We start from the raw sequence: 13,363 nt of genomic DNA, 5'->3' as shown, positions 1-13,363 counted from the left end.
TTTACCTGCCTTAAATAATCTCTGAGATTTTTACAGTATTGATGTAAATACTTTCTATAAAGCTTTTATTTTTCCCTAAATTTTCTTCTATAAACCATAGGGTTCTTAAGGAAAGAAAAGATAGCTCACTTATAAAATAATCTACCTTGCTTACCTGGTTTACTCTACTTTCATTTGGTCTAGAGTACGAATTAGAAATTACAAAATTTTTAGCAAATTTTTCACTATAAGTTTCTAACATATTTCTTATATGGTTAAGAAGGTTTTCTTTTATAGGTGAAATAGGTTCTAAAGAATATTTAAGATTTTCATATAAGTCCTTGTCGGTATATTTCATCATCCTAATATACTTGCCCTCGATTGGGTTTAGTCCCTTATCTAAAAGATTTTTGTAATCTTTTTTTATTGAATTAACTATTTTATAATCGAAAGCCAAGTATTGAGCAAGTCTCATATTAACAAAGGTAGTCGAATTATCTTGGCAAAAAGCCCTGCCTGATAAACCATTTACCTTATCAAAAAACAACCACTCCATCTCAATTACTTCTATAATATCGGACATATGACTACCATCTACAGTAGATTTTCTTATAAATTCTAATAAAGCTTTATTAGAAAAAACCTTATTTAAATTTCTCACTTAGCCCTCCATTATATGCATAGACCTTATTGTCTCATTTTGTATGTTTTCCATCAAATCTATAGCCACATTTACCAAAAAATTATCAGCAGTCCTTATAAGCTTCCTATGTCTTAGGATATCAGCAAGATATACTGAAATTTTTTCTATAAGTCCTATTGATAAATCACTATCCTGCATGCTTTGTAGTTTAATCATATCGTCTAAAAGCTCCTTGGGATAATAATTTAATTTGCTTAGGTGGGCGTGACTTAGCTTATAATAAGGTTTGTAGTTTCTACTTAATAAGTACAGGGCCTGGTAGGCATTTTCTACAAACTCAGCCTTAGAGAAAAAAATCGCTGATAAATCCCCTCTCTTGATAGATCTTGGATAATTATATTGACCAGCTTGACCCATCAAACTTAGGGCCTTGGCAAGTTTTTTAAGACACACATCCTTGGGATAATGTCCTTTTAGATAGGATCTTATCCTGGAAAATTCTCCCAGTTCATCCAAGAAAACTTCTCCATTTGTAGCTGTTGATAAAAAAGTTTCTGGAATCTTAAAATAAGCTAAGTCCTCTATAGGAAATTCCTTAAAAGAAGTATATCTTTGATAAAAATCCTTAGTAGCGATTGGACCTGTTCTGAAATTGCTATATCCATTATCATCATTGCTTAAGCTTGTCAAAAGCTCTTTTATGGCACAACCATAATTTTGATAATCATCTTCTTCCATCCAAATCATTAGCCTAGGATAAAAATCATGGTCTTTGGATAAATCATCATCAAGTCCATAACATTCGGAGCCTTCGCCTACCAAACCATAAGCAAGTCTCCCCCTAAGCTTTGGGAAATTTTCTTGGATAGAAGGATAGATTAGGTCAGCAAAATATTTTCTTGATAAAGCTAATCCCTTCATAGGCTTCTTCCTTTTCTGGCAAGGTCAATATTCTTATCAATCATTTCAAGGCTTTGGCCCTGGCCGATTTTTTCTTTTATAATTTTTCTCGCCTTTTGAAATTCTTCTATTGACCTATCGTATTCTCCAAGCTGGTAAAATATATCCCCGTAACTAGCATAAGCGTGGGCTAGGTGAATATCATTCGGATTATTTTTTAGAAAATATCCTATAGCATCTCTAACATTTTCTATAGCCTGGCTGTATTTTTTTTGCATATTTTGAATTTGAGAAAGATTTATCTTGCTAATTGCAATCTTAGAATCATTCTTCACTATTTTTATAGCTTGTCTTATATCTTCTTCTGCTAAGGCAAGTTCTCCCAACTGCCTATAGGCAGAAGACCTATTATTATAAGCACTTGCAACAAGATAGTCCACATCATCAAAATCTTTTAGTATAGCTAGGCAAGTCTTAAGCTTAGCTACTGCCAAGCCATAATTTTGGGCGACAATGTCAACATCTGCTAGATTTAACAAATAAGAGGCATATTCTTGAGATTCTTCTCCAAAATGTTTCTTAATTAATTTGCCAACTAGGTCATAAATTCTATAGCTTTCTTCCACCCTACCAGCTAGTCTCTGGTAAGATCCTAACTCATTGCCAACAGAGATTATGGCAAACTCGTCTTTAAGCTTTATTGCATTGGCAAATTCACTTAATAAGAAGGCCATAATCTCTTCGGCAGTAGATTTATCAAATTTTATCTTAAGTAAGCTATAAAACTTTGATAAATCATATTTTTCCATTATTTATTCTTTGGTAGAATTGCTTCAACTTCTGTATGTGGTCTTGGAATTACGTGAACTGATAATAGCTCACCAACTCTTTGAGCTGCTGTAGCTCCGGCATCAGTAGCAGCCTTAACTGCTCCAACATCTCCCCTAACCATTACTGTTACAATTCCGCCACCTACGTGCTCTTTGCCAACTAAGGTTACATTTGCTGCCTTAACCATAGCATCTGCTGCTTCAATGCTTCCAATTAAACCCTTTGTTTCTACCATTCCTAATGCTTCGTTCATTTTATTACTCCTTTATATTTTTTATTCGCCTTTGAAGGCGTTTACTAACTCATTAACAATATTTTGTAATTCTTCCAAATTTATTCCCTTGTCAGAATCATGGGAAGAATGAGAACAATCATCTTCTTTTTTGTTGCAACAGCATCCTGTTGAGTATTCGAAATAATTATTAGCTGATGAACCATATGATGGAAGATCATTGCTTCCATGGTCATCACATACATGGTATTTTTTAAATATTGGGTCATTTGCTACTAATGTTGAGCAGTCTTTAACCCCATAAACTAATTTTTTGATATTTACCAAATGACAAGGGCCAACATTTTCTGATACGCTTGATCCTCCCATAGTTCCGCAACCTAAGGTTAGGGCTATTGGTAGGTTTGTTGAAAGACCTGTACCTCCCATAGTTCCACCTGTATTTACAAGGATACGGCTTGCTGGCTTGATTGAGAATTTCATCACTACATCTTTATCCTCTGTATGTAAGCTCATTGTATGACCTATACCATTTTCTAGAAGTTTGAATGATAGGTCGCAAGCTTCTTGCCAATCATTTACAGTATAAAAACCTAAAACTGATGTTAGTTTTTCATAAGATAGAGGATAGTCAGGGCCAACTCCATATTGTTCACCAATTAAAACCCTAATATTATCTCCTATATTTATACCAGCAGCATCAGCTATTACCTTTGCACTTCTTCCCACGAATTTTGGGTTCATAGAAGTTCCATTTCTAAATAAGAGGTCACAAACTTTCTTAGTTTCATCTTGGTTCATGAAGTAGGCTCCTTGGTTTTTAAATTCCCTGATTACCTCTTCTCTATTGCAAGTTTCTACAATGATACTTTGTTCTGATGCGCAAATAGTACCATTATCAAAGGTCTTGCTTGCCATAATATTTGTGACTGCATTTTTTACATTGGCTGTTCTTTCTATATAAGCTGGTGAATTTCCTGCTCCTACGCCAATAGCTGGTTTGCCAGCACTATAGGCCGCCTTTACCATTCCTGGACCACCAGTTGCAATTATTAGTTTTACCTCTTTTGCATGCATTAATTCGTTGGTTGCTTCCATTGATAATTGGGTTAGACCTTGAACTACATTTTCTGGTGCACCTGCTTCTACTGCTGCCTTATTAACTATTTCAATTGCCCTATTAGTACATTTAGCTGCTGATGGATGTGGGCTGAATATTATAGGATTTCTTGATTTTATAGCTATCATTGACTTGTATAATACTGTAGCTGTTGGGTTTGTAGATGGAACTATACCCATTATTAGACCAACTGGGTCAGCAACTGTTATTACTTGCTCTTTTTCATCAGCATCAATGATTCCTATAGTTTTTTTGTTTCTAATTTGTTCATACAAGAGTCCACTAGCCATGTGGTTTTTGTATAACTTATCTTCTACCTTTCCAAATCCTGTTTCCTCAACAGCCATTCTAGCTAGTTCTAGGGCATGTCTTTCGCCGGCTTCTGCTATAGCTTTTATTATTTTATCAATTTGTTCAAAACTATAATTTTTTAAAGCTTCTTCGGCAATTTTTCCCTTCCTAGCTAGGTCTCTAGCTGCCTGGATAGAGGAAAGATCACGATCAAATTCTGTCATCTTTTAGTACCCTCTTTATTAGTTCTTTTTTGGTAATATTTCTTCAACTTCTATGTGTGGTCTTGGGATTACGTGAACTGAGATTAATTCACCAACTCTTTGAGCTGCTGCAGCTCCTGCATCTGTTGCTGCCTTTACTGCTCCAACATCTCCTCTTACCATTACTGTTACAAGGCCACCGCCTACACGTTCTTTGCCTATAAGTTCAACGTTAGCTGCTTTTACCATTGCATCAGCTGCTTCAATACTACCTATAAGTCCCTTTGTCTCGATCATTCCTAGTGCGTCTAATTGTGCCATTTTTACTTCCTTTCTTTCTTCTTGTTTTTTGACAACTTCTTCTTTTACTTCTTCTTTTGTTTCTTCTTTAATTTCTTCTTTTTTGTTTATTTTTTTATTTTTTTCTTCTGTCATTGCCTATCCTATTATCTTATTATTTCTGCATAGTCTTTAGATGTTATTCCAAAAGCATTTGCTTCTTCTTGGTCTATGTGGCAATCTAGATAAGATTCTTCTCCTGCTCTTATAGCAACATTTTCTAGTATTCCTCCACGCATTCCAGATAGTCTAATGGAAACTATGTCTCCATTTTTTAAGCCTCTTTCTTTGGCTTGGCTTGGACTGAAGTGGATATGTCTTTGAGAAACTATAACACCTTGTTCAATCTTTACTGCTCCATTAGGTCCTATTATGGTTATGCCCGGAGTATCATCTAGGTCTCCACTCAATCTAACAACCGGTTTTACTCCCAATTTAAAGGCATCTGACCTTAGTATTTCTACCTGAGTAGCTTTTCTTGCTGGGCCTATAATCCTAACTTTTTCTATAAAACCTTTTGGCCCTGCAAGCATCAACTGTTCTTTGCAAGCAAATTGTCCTGGTTGACTTAAATCCTTGATAGGTGTTAATTTGTAATCTTTACCGAATAGAGCATCTAAATCTTTTTGGCATAGGTGGATGTGTCGACCCGATATGCCAATGGGTATTTTATTAAGGTCTATGACTGGAGACTTATCCTTATAATTTTTTATAAGGATAGATACAAGTTCTTTTACATCATTACTCATTCTATAACATCTCACCCAATTCTTTAGGATCTAGACATCCACAATCTATCGCTTCTTTCAATAGCTTGTATATTTCATCTTCGCTTAAGATTGGTTCAGATGGTTTTTCTTCTATCTCCTTTATATTTTCCTCAGCATGTTTTTCTTTGCTATAGCACTCAATCTTTACCCCTAGGTCTCTAGCTAAGTCTCTAGCATACGGAGTAATTATAGTGTCTTTGTCTATGTATATTGGTTCCTTGGACTTGGCTTTTTCATAGACATCATCTCCTGATACAAGTCTTCTCATTTTCACTCCTTTATATCTTGCAGTCATCATCTATTATGGCAACTATTACAGCATCAATAGGTATTCTTTGTTCATCGCTTTGTTCGAGGATTCTTCTTGCACTTGATCCCTGACTAATAAGAACCCTGTCACCTATGCCAGCTCCTATTGTGTCTACCGCAACTAGTTGTTTTTTTTCTTTATTATTATCTAAAACTTCGACAAGCATGAATTTCATACCTTCTAGGGCCTCATATTTTCTAGTAGCCCAAACATTTCCTATAAGCTTTGCTACTATCATATTTTCATCTCCTCACTCTTTGCCTTTATTGACTCTAGGGCGACTCTTACCTCTTCAGCTTCACCAACTATTGCCAAAAGTACAAAGTTTTGAGGGCAAGAACCCCTAACATCACTTACCATTACCCCTGATGCCTTATAGGCTATATCACTTGCCACAAGCATCTCTATGATTTTTCCTTGAATCAAGCCCAGGGCTCCTGGTTTATAGGTATCAAAATTTAGTTTTGACCTGGTTTTTAAGATTTCCAAGGTTGCATCACTAGGTCTTTGTATTAGTCTAATATCCATCTATAAGCAACTTTCTATAAGACCAAAGCAGATTCCTATTGGAGTTACAAACATAGGATTGATTGGTTTTAGGGTTGGCAAGTGCAATTTATTTCCTATATAAGTTTCTATTCCACTTAGGAGGGCACTCCCTCCAACAAGAATTACCTTGTCAACTTCATCACCATTGATGGTATCTTGGATTATGGTTGCTATTTTGTCTAAAACAGGACTTACAGCTGGGAATATTTCCTTATGTCTTGTTACATCTCTCTTAAGATTTTCTGCTTGGTCTAAACTTGTTTTGTAGGCTCCAGCTAAAACTAAGGATAGGTGTCTACCACCAGTTGCTTCGTCAATTGTTTTTATTGTCTTACCATTTTCTAGGATGCTGACACCTGTTGTGCCTCCTCCTATGTCTACGATTACTCCACTGTCTATTTTTAGTAACTTATTAGCAGCACTTACCTCGTCAAATTTTGCCATGACTTCAAATCCACAGGCTTCGCATACATTTTTTACTACTCCGCCGTCTATAGATTCTGTTCCCGGAGGTATGGCAACTGCCGCCATAACTAGGTCTCTTCCGATCTTATCTTCAATTTCTTTTTTTAATTTACCGACTATATCGCATGCTCCCATGTAGTCTACAACCATCCCGTCTCTTACAACTTCTGCATATTGGTAGGCTCCAGCTATTGGATTTTTATCCTTGTCATATACAGTTAAGACTATGAAGGCTGTGCCAAGGTCAACTCCAGTATATAGGTCACCCTTGGGATTTTTTACAGGGTTTTTAATTTTTTCTTCGAAATCTTCTATGATTTTATTAACTTCATCTAACCTAATTATCATTGACTCCTTTCACACTTTTTATAAATAAGCTATATGTATAGGCCACTAGGGCTTCTACTATTTTCTTTTCTTCTTCATTTAGGCTAAGTTTATTAATCTCCCCAGCAAAATCATCAATTATTACAAATAAGTCCAAGTAGGGATTGGATATTTCCATATTCATAAATATCTCTTCTGCTAGCTTTTTTGCACCTTCTAAAATTTCTAATTCTTTAAGTTTAGATATTTTAAGGTCCTTTGATAGGTCAAATAGTTTTAAAGATATGAGCAAATCATATAGTCTAAGCCTGCACGATAGCTTTCTTAATAAAATTCCTATCCTATAAGTAGGGTCTGGTTTTGGCTTGAAAGTCTTGATTGGCGCTTTCTTTTCCTTATAGATTTTCCTTGTTTTTTCTATAAGGTCTAAGTCTAAGATTTCTATCTTAAAATCTATTAAGAATTGTCTTGCATTTGGGGTTAGCCTACTATCATCCGAGCATTTATAGCTCGTAAAGGGGCTTTTTTTATACAGGTCCCTAAGCTGTGCTTCTGTTATATATTTCATTTCAAGCCTCAGCTTCTTTTATTATTTCAATTAATTTCTCAAGGCCATCTTGGGTCTTATTTGATATGGCTACTATCTGGTCCAGGCCTAAGTCTTCTGCCATTTGGTAAGACTTTTTGTAATTTTTTTCATCCATCAAGTCTATCTTGGTTATTACACCTATATTTCTTTTGGTAAAAGAATTCGCAAAGGCCGGTGGGTAGTAAGAATTGTCTAAGGAGTTGATTAAAAACAAATTTATATAGGCTTGGTTTTGAGATACCATTATAAGGGCGTTGTTTAACCATGTCTGCTCCAAGAATTCTCCAGGAGCTATTATTGTTTTCTTTCTGTAGTACAAATCTAAGTTGTTTTTATTTGTAGTTTGCTCTCCTTCGATTAGGTTTGATAAAGTTCTCTTTCCTACTCCCTTAGCCCCCATTATAAGAATTCTTCTCATGTTTTGGTGACCTTGCATACATCAAAGCCTAAGAGCATTTGAAACTCTCTTGCCACTTCCTCTAGGGCGTTTACCACAGCTGACACATCACCTTGGATGATAACTGACCCGTTAAAGCGATCTATAAAACAAATATCTACAAGGCTTGCCTTAGCAGCTATGTCTGCAGCTATGATAGCCGTTTCTGTTGGGGTTAGGGTTAGGATTCCTATAGCATTTCCACTTTCTATGCCGAGTTTATCATTAACAGATATATCTGGTGATGATATTACATGGAGCAAACTTATTTGCTTGCCCGGAACAGATTCTTGTATAATTCTTTCTAAGTGTTCCATATCCTCAACTCCTAGTGTTTTACTATATTGACTTCTAGTCCTTCTTGATCAAGCCATTTTTGAATTCTATCTAGGTCTTCATCTGACAAGGAGAAGTCTCCTTCTATAGGATAAGTCATATCTAGCTGATCATACTTGCCAACGCCAAATCTGTGGTAGGGTAGTAGGTCAATTCCCTCAAAGTTTTTAAAACACTTATAGTCATTTAAGAAATTTACTACAGCCATTATTTCTTCCTTGCTATCATTGACACCCTTTAACATTGGCATTCTAACCTTTACTCTTTTTCCATTTTCTAAGAGGTATTTTAGGTTTTCTAGTATAATCTCGTTATTTACACCCGTTAGGTCTTTGTGTTTGATAGGGTCCATATGCTTTATATCAAATAAAAATATGTCTACATGGTCTTTGATTTTTTCTAAACTTTCTCTTTTGGTATAGCCACAAGTTTCTATAGCTGTATTTATGCCTTCAAGCCTGGATGCGTCTAGGAGGGCTATTAGAGATTCTGCTTGGCTGGTGCATTCACCGCCACCAACTGTTAGTCCTCCTCCGCTCATATTATAGAAGTCCTTATCTTCCCTAACTGTTTTCATTATTTCAGATATAGGTTTATCTTCGCCAACTATTTCTATGGCTTTTTGCATACAGTTTTTTTCGCATTGCCTACAACCTATACAGGTTATATCACGCTTTACCTTGTGGATTCCATCTTCTATATGGTGGATATTTTTAGGACATACATCCACACACTGGCCACAATTTATACAAAGATTTTTTTTCATCATAACCTGGTGTTCGCGCCTCAATCCTTCTGGGTTTGAACACCATTTACATCTTAGAGGACATCCTTTGAAAAAGACCAAAGACCTTACACCAGGACCATCGTGTACATTATATTTTTGGATATTGAATATCCTTGCTGTCCTTTCCTTTGGATCATTTTTTAGATTATCCATTACTATCTCTTTCTATATTAGAATTTTTCTAACATGGTACGGCTTATGATTTCATCCTGTACGTCTTTACATAGTTCAACAAAGAATGCTGAGTAACCAGCTACACGAACTACCAAGTCTCTATGTTTTTCTGGATGTATTTGAGCATCTTTCATTGTTTCATTGTCAATATAGTTAAATTGCATCTCTCCGTTGCCATACATACAAGCTGTTCTTAGGAGGGTTATTAATGCGTTTTCACCTTCTATTGAATCTAGTATTCCCTTATGAATCTTGAAGTTGTGTACCATACCCATATTCATTGAATCATTTGACATTTTTGATACAGATTTAATTATAGATGTAGGTCCCTTAAAGTCTGCGCCTTGAGTTGGTGATATACCATCTGATAGAGGTGTCCATGCTGCACGTCCGTTTGCTGATGCCCCTGTTAATTGACCAAATGGTGTATTGTTAGAAATTGATAGGGTTCCGTGGCATAGTCTTGAGAATAGGGTTCTGTATTTTGCGTGTTCTCTTTCTGTGAAGTTTATAATGTCATTGCAGAAGTTATCAGCAAAATCATCATCATTTCCATATTTTGGTGCGTCTAAGCAATCTCTTTTGATTTGTTCATAACCTTCAAAGTCAGCTTTTAAGGCTTCGTTTAGTTGTCTTAATGTATATTTCTTATCATCATAAACTAGCTTTTTAATCGCTGCCATGCTGTCTGCGTATGTTGCAAGACCTGACCAAACAACTCCTGGTCCAAAGTTATACATTGCACCACCTGCTGATACGTCCTTACCACTTTCCATACATCCTTCGTACATGATGCTCATAAGTGGCTTTGGTGCCATGTCTCTGTGTACTCTTTGAGATATGGTTGTTGCTGCAGCAGTTAGTTTTGTTATATATGAAATTTGTTCTTTAACAGCTTTTTCAAATTTTTCCCAAGTGTCAAAGTTGTCGATGTTGCCTAAGTCTGGTGTTACTTGTTTTTTATACCATAATGGCACACCGTTGTTTAAAGCTAATTCTATAGCTATTGGCCATTGGGTATAGGATGTTGATGTCCATTGGTAAAGTCTGCCTGATTTTTGTGGCTCAACACAACCCATCATGCAGTAGTCTCTAGCATCTTCTACAGATACTCCCTTGGCTAGCATCATCTTGATGTGGGTGTCGTCGAAGTGGCATGCAGGGAAGCCCATTCCTGCCCTTACTACATCTACAATTTTTCTTAAGTACTTATCTGGTGATTTGGTATGAATCCTAGTTGCTAGTGAAGGTTGGTAAACTTTTACGTGTCTAACTGCATCCATTAATAGGTAGGTTAGATCATTTGTTGCATCTCTACCTTCTCTTGTTACACCACCTACTGTCATGTTTACAAATGGTTGGTATCCTGCGAAGAATTTTGAAGCTCCTTCACTTGTTAACCACATCATCTCGCTCATTTTAATTAGCATACAGCCAGCTAGTTCAAATGCTTGGTATTGGTTTAATCTACCTGACTTGATGTCTGCTTCATAGAATGGATACATGTATTGGTCAACACGGCCTATACTCATTCCTGTTTGGTTTTCTTCTACAACTAGGAGTGATTCTACTGTCCAAACTGCTTGGATAGCTTCCCAGAAGTTTCTTGGTTTATGAGCTGGAACATGGGCGTTTACTATGGATATTTGTTCTAGTTCTTTCTTTCTCTTTGGATCTGTTTCTTTTCTTGCAAGTTCTGCTGCATATTCAGAAAGTCTTTTTGCATAGATCATAACACCTTCAGTAGTGTCAATGACTGCTTTATAGAAATAAATCTTGTCTATATCTTCTGGGTTTGAGTAATCAAGTTTTGCTAAATGTTCTTTAGCTTCGTTTTGAATATCTAGCATACCTTTTTTCATTAGGATTACGTCATAACCTGGGTTTGAGTCTCCTCCGCCATTTACTTGGTGGTAAGAACAATCAGATACAAATGATTCGCCTGATAATTCCCAAACGCCTGCGTCCCTGTATTGGTCTTCACAATGTTCATCTAGGGATTGACCTTCCCAGAATGGGAACAATACGTTTCTACAATATTCCTTATCTTCTTCAGATATATAGAATGGGTCTTGAGGTCTATCTCCTATTGTGTCCAATTCATCTCTTAGCCATCTCCAGCTGATATCAGGTGAGAAGGCTCCTGCCCTAGGTGAACCACATGGCGAACCTACTATTAATTCCTTATCTTGGATAACAAGTGGAGCTTGTTCACAGTTTTTTCTAAATGCCTTAGCTCTTAATACTATTTTTGGCATGCCTGGGTTTTGCCTGGTCATTTCTGTAACAACCTTTGCCCTATGTAGGGTAATAGCAGGTACTTGTTTTAGGAAATTAGCCTTTAAATCTACAAGTCTTTGTGTTGGTCCATTTGGTATTTCGGTTGGACCATCATGATCTACTACTATTTCTCCGCAACAATGATTAGCTTCTTTTTCAAGTTGCTCTGTCACTTTTTGAAACATTTGACGGACTTGATGTTTTTGTTCATCATCCATATGTTTAGTTGCATCTGCCAACTTTTTGGAAAATTCTCTTAAATCCATTTTCTCTCCTTATTTTTTATTATTTATACTAAATAAAACCTGGTTAAATAATTCATTATTGGCTTTATTTTGCCTATACTCTTTCAAAAATTCATCTAAACTTTCTTTGCTTCCTATGGCTATTTCTTTAAATTTATAAAAATGATTTATAGTTAAACTGTTTTGACTATGGCCTTTTTGCTTGTCAGTTGTTATGAAAAACGATAAGGGAAGGCTTGATCCTAGTCCCATACTCCCTAGGCCTGTCGTTGTATTTACAAGCACTCTTGCTACTGGTTTCTTTTCTATAAATTCTTCAATAACATGAGCATCATTTGAGTAAATTGATAGGCTTTGGCCCTTTTTATCATTTAATAAAAGCTCTATACATTTTTCACAAGCATTCAACCAATCATCTTCAGCATACATAGATATGACAGGCATGTACTTTTCCCTAGAATATGGGCTCTTGACTGATACATATGGTTTATTTACAACCAAGATTTTGCAATCATCTGGCACAGCTATTCCACATATGTGGCCTAATTCCTTTGCTGACCTGCCCACTAATTCTTTTCTAACATTTTGGTAATCATCATAGAGGATAGCTTGCATTTTTATGTGTTCATCTTTGGTTAAGAAATATGCTCCGTTTTCATGAAGCAATTCCTTCACTTGATTAAAAACGCTTGCTTCGACTACTACTGCCTGTTCTACTCCAACTGTTAGTCCATTGTTAAAACTTTTAGACCTAACTATTTCTCGGCAGGCCTTTTCTAGATCTGCACTCTTGTCTATAAATACTACATTGTTGCCGATTTCAGAAACAAATATATCCTTATCAGCCTTGTAAGTGCTGGCTTCTATGAAAGAACTTTCTATAATGAAGTCGATATATGGACTTTTTAGGAGTTCTTCCTTACCTGCTTTAGAATTTATATCTAAAAATCCTACCAAACCCTCTGGATAGTACTTATCTTTTATAATATTTTTCACATCATTGACTATGGTTTTTACAATGTTGTGACACCTATCTTCTGCTATGAAGATAAGAGGATTATGAGTTTTTATGGCAAATATTATAAGTTGCATACTCGATGCTAAAGATAAATACGGAGATATAAGTCCTAGGCAGATGCCTTTTGGGACTGACAATAAGAAGCTTTCGCCGTTTTTTGTTTGACTTACTTCATAAGGTTTTTGATATTTTTCGAAATCTTTGTGGATATTATCCAAAAAATACTTACATAGCCTATACTCATCTTCGGCTACTCCATAGGATGTCTCTTCCTGAGCCCTTATAGAAAGTTTATTTATATTATTTTTAAAATATGATAATATTTCTTCTAGCAAGGGCTCTAGCTTTCTTTGGGACTTATCTACCAGACAGTCCTTGGCCTTCCTTGCTTCTTCTACTAGAATTCTTCCTTCTTGTATAGAAAGTAGATCTCTATCTATTGTTATCATTTATAAATTCCTTCTATAACTCCTCGAGCCTGTATCTTTCTGTTATTTTCTCAAGTTGATAATGAGGGCTTGCTATTACCAAACTAGAAT

The 13,363-nt window shown here is 35.9% G+C and carries 17 protein-coding genes; all 17 read right to left on the bottom strand.

Features of this window, described 5'->3' with window-relative positions; all coding sequences use genetic code 11:
• Positions 1-10: 10 nt before the first annotated feature.
• Positions 11-640 (bottom strand): DUF4125 family protein, encoded by a 630-nt coding sequence (locus RQ907_RS00960; protein ID WP_311491535.1) that lies wholly within the window; start codon positions 638-640, stop codon positions 11-13.
• Complete coding sequence (locus RQ907_RS00955) at positions 641-1,543, bottom strand: DUF4037 domain-containing protein (RefSeq protein ID WP_311491534.1); 903 nt, start codon at positions 1,541-1,543, stop codon at positions 641-643.
• The gene (locus tag RQ907_RS00950) at positions 1,540-2,331 is read right to left on the bottom strand and encodes a tetratricopeptide repeat protein (RefSeq protein WP_311491533.1); all 792 of its coding nucleotides are present in this window, start codon (positions 2,329-2,331) and stop codon (positions 1,540-1,542) included. Before RQ907_RS00950 ends, RQ907_RS00955 begins: the two co-directional genes overlap by 4 nt.
• Positions 2,331-2,606: a BMC domain-containing protein gene (locus tag RQ907_RS00945; protein WP_311491532.1), complete on the bottom strand. Its 276-nt coding sequence runs from the start codon at positions 2,604-2,606 to the stop codon at positions 2,331-2,333. Before RQ907_RS00945 ends, RQ907_RS00950 begins: the two co-directional genes overlap by 1 nt.
• A 21-nt stretch (positions 2,607-2,627) precedes the next feature.
• On the bottom strand, positions 2,628-4,220 hold the full coding sequence (locus RQ907_RS00940; protein WP_311491531.1) for an acetaldehyde dehydrogenase (acetylating): 1,593 nt from the start codon (positions 4,218-4,220) through the stop codon (positions 2,628-2,630).
• 18 nt (positions 4,221-4,238) lie between these two features.
• A complete protein-coding gene (gene eutM, locus RQ907_RS00935) occupies positions 4,239-4,520 on the bottom strand; it encodes an ethanolamine utilization microcompartment protein EutM (protein ID WP_311491559.1) in 282 nt (93 codons plus the stop codon).
• Positions 4,521-4,645: 125 nt separating this feature from the next.
• Positions 4,646-5,287, bottom strand: a complete 642-nt coding sequence (locus tag RQ907_RS00930) for a phosphate propanoyltransferase (protein WP_311491530.1) — start codon at positions 5,285-5,287, stop codon at positions 4,646-4,648.
• A gap of 1 nt (position 5,288) precedes the next feature.
• Positions 5,289-5,576: a hypothetical protein gene (locus RQ907_RS00925; protein ID WP_311491529.1), complete on the bottom strand. Its 288-nt coding sequence runs from the start codon at positions 5,574-5,576 to the stop codon at positions 5,289-5,291.
• A gap of 10 nt (positions 5,577-5,586) precedes the next feature.
• Complete coding sequence (locus tag RQ907_RS00920; RefSeq protein WP_311491528.1) at positions 5,587-5,856, bottom strand: EutN/CcmL family microcompartment protein; 270 nt, start codon at positions 5,854-5,856, stop codon at positions 5,587-5,589.
• A complete protein-coding gene (locus RQ907_RS00915; RefSeq protein ID WP_311491527.1) occupies positions 5,853-6,146 on the bottom strand; it encodes a BMC domain-containing protein in 294 nt (97 codons plus the stop codon). The genes RQ907_RS00920 and RQ907_RS00915 overlap by 4 nt, the downstream gene beginning before the upstream one ends.
• A complete protein-coding gene (gene eutJ / locus RQ907_RS00910) occupies positions 6,147-6,980 on the bottom strand; it encodes an ethanolamine utilization protein EutJ (RefSeq protein ID WP_311491526.1) in 834 nt (277 codons plus the stop codon). It abuts the gene before it with no gap.
• Positions 6,970-7,527 carry a hypothetical protein gene (locus RQ907_RS00905; RefSeq protein ID WP_311491525.1) on the bottom strand — a complete coding sequence of 186 codons (558 nt, stop codon included), beginning with the start codon at positions 7,525-7,527 and terminating at the stop codon, positions 6,970-6,972. The genes eutJ and RQ907_RS00905 overlap by 11 nt, the downstream gene beginning before the upstream one ends.
• Position 7,528: 1 nt before the next feature.
• Positions 7,529-7,966, bottom strand: coding sequence for a EutP/PduV family microcompartment system protein (locus tag RQ907_RS00900; protein WP_311491524.1), 438 nt, complete (start codon positions 7,964-7,966; stop codon positions 7,529-7,531).
• On the bottom strand, positions 7,963-8,301 hold the full coding sequence (locus tag RQ907_RS00895) for a BMC domain-containing protein (RefSeq protein ID WP_311491523.1): 339 nt from the start codon (positions 8,299-8,301) through the stop codon (positions 7,963-7,965). The genes RQ907_RS00900 and RQ907_RS00895 overlap by 4 nt, the downstream gene beginning before the upstream one ends.
• Before the next feature lie 11 nt (positions 8,302-8,312).
• Positions 8,313-9,260, bottom strand: a complete 948-nt coding sequence (gene cutD, locus RQ907_RS00890; protein WP_311491522.1) for a choline TMA-lyase-activating enzyme — start codon at positions 9,258-9,260, stop codon at positions 8,313-8,315.
• 17 nt (positions 9,261-9,277) lie between these two features.
• Entirely contained in the window at positions 9,278-11,827 is a 2,550-nt protein-coding gene (gene cutC, locus RQ907_RS00885) for a choline trimethylamine-lyase (protein ID WP_311491521.1), read from the bottom strand.
• A gap of 9 nt (positions 11,828-11,836) precedes the next feature.
• Entirely contained in the window at positions 11,837-13,273 is a 1,437-nt protein-coding gene (locus RQ907_RS00880; protein ID WP_311491520.1) for an aldehyde dehydrogenase family protein, read from the bottom strand.
• Positions 13,274-13,363: the final 90 nt, after the last annotated feature.

Origin of the sequence: uncultured Anaerococcus sp. (assembly GCF_963510575.1) — a bacterium.
Lineage (GTDB): Bacteria > Bacillota > Clostridia > Tissierellales > Peptoniphilaceae > Anaerococcus.
The sequence above is the reverse complement of the archived record's forward strand: the minus strand, read 5'-3'. Positions and strand labels throughout refer to the sequence as shown.

What these genes read in the sequence shown, in the direction of transcription:
- RQ907_RS00950 (WP_311491533.1), bottom strand. Translation starts at nt 2,331, where the DNA reads ATGGAAAAATATGATTTATCAAAGTTTTATAGCTTACTTAAGATAAAA.
- RQ907_RS00895 (WP_311491523.1), bottom strand. Translation starts at nt 8,301, where the DNA reads ATGGAACACTTAGAAAGAATTATACAAGAATCTGTTCCGGGCAAGCAA.
- RQ907_RS00925 (WP_311491529.1), bottom strand. Translation starts at nt 5,576, where the DNA reads ATGAGAAGACTTGTATCAGGAGATGATGTCTATGAAAAAGCCAAGTCC.
- RQ907_RS00940 (WP_311491531.1), bottom strand. Translation starts at nt 4,220, where the DNA reads ATGACAGAATTTGATCGTGATCTTTCCTCTATCCAGGCAGCTAGAGAC.
- RQ907_RS00915 (WP_311491527.1), bottom strand. Translation starts at nt 6,146, where the DNA reads ATGGATATTAGACTAATACAAAGACCTAGTGATGCAACCTTGGAAATC.
- RQ907_RS00900 (WP_311491524.1), bottom strand. Translation starts at nt 7,966, where the DNA reads ATGAGAAGAATTCTTATAATGGGGGCTAAGGGAGTAGGAAAGAGAACT.
- RQ907_RS00930 (WP_311491530.1), bottom strand. Translation starts at nt 5,287, where the DNA reads ATGAGTAATGATGTAAAAGAACTTGTATCTATCCTTATAAAAAATTAT.
- cutC (WP_311491521.1), bottom strand. Translation starts at nt 11,827, where the DNA reads ATGGATTTAAGAGAATTTTCCAAAAAGTTGGCAGATGCAACTAAACAT.
- eutJ (WP_311491526.1), bottom strand. Translation starts at nt 6,980, where the DNA reads ATGATAATTAGGTTAGATGAAGTTAATAAAATCATAGAAGATTTCGAA.
- RQ907_RS00905 (WP_311491525.1), bottom strand. Translation starts at nt 7,527, where the DNA reads ATGAAATATATAACAGAAGCACAGCTTAGGGACCTGTATAAAAAAAGC.
- RQ907_RS00955 (WP_311491534.1), bottom strand. Translation starts at nt 1,543, where the DNA reads ATGAAGGGATTAGCTTTATCAAGAAAATATTTTGCTGACCTAATCTAT.
- RQ907_RS00880 (WP_311491520.1), bottom strand. Translation starts at nt 13,273, where the DNA reads ATGATAACAATAGATAGAGATCTACTTTCTATACAAGAAGGAAGAATT.
- cutD (WP_311491522.1), bottom strand. Translation starts at nt 9,260, where the DNA reads ATGGATAATCTAAAAAATGATCCAAAGGAAAGGACAGCAAGGATATTC.
- RQ907_RS00920 (WP_311491528.1), bottom strand. Translation starts at nt 5,856, where the DNA reads ATGATAGTAGCAAAGCTTATAGGAAATGTTTGGGCTACTAGAAAATAT.
- eutM (WP_311491559.1), bottom strand. Translation starts at nt 4,520, where the DNA reads ATGGCACAATTAGACGCACTAGGAATGATCGAGACAAAGGGACTTATA.
- RQ907_RS00945 (WP_311491532.1), bottom strand. Translation starts at nt 2,606, where the DNA reads ATGAACGAAGCATTAGGAATGGTAGAAACAAAGGGTTTAATTGGAAGC.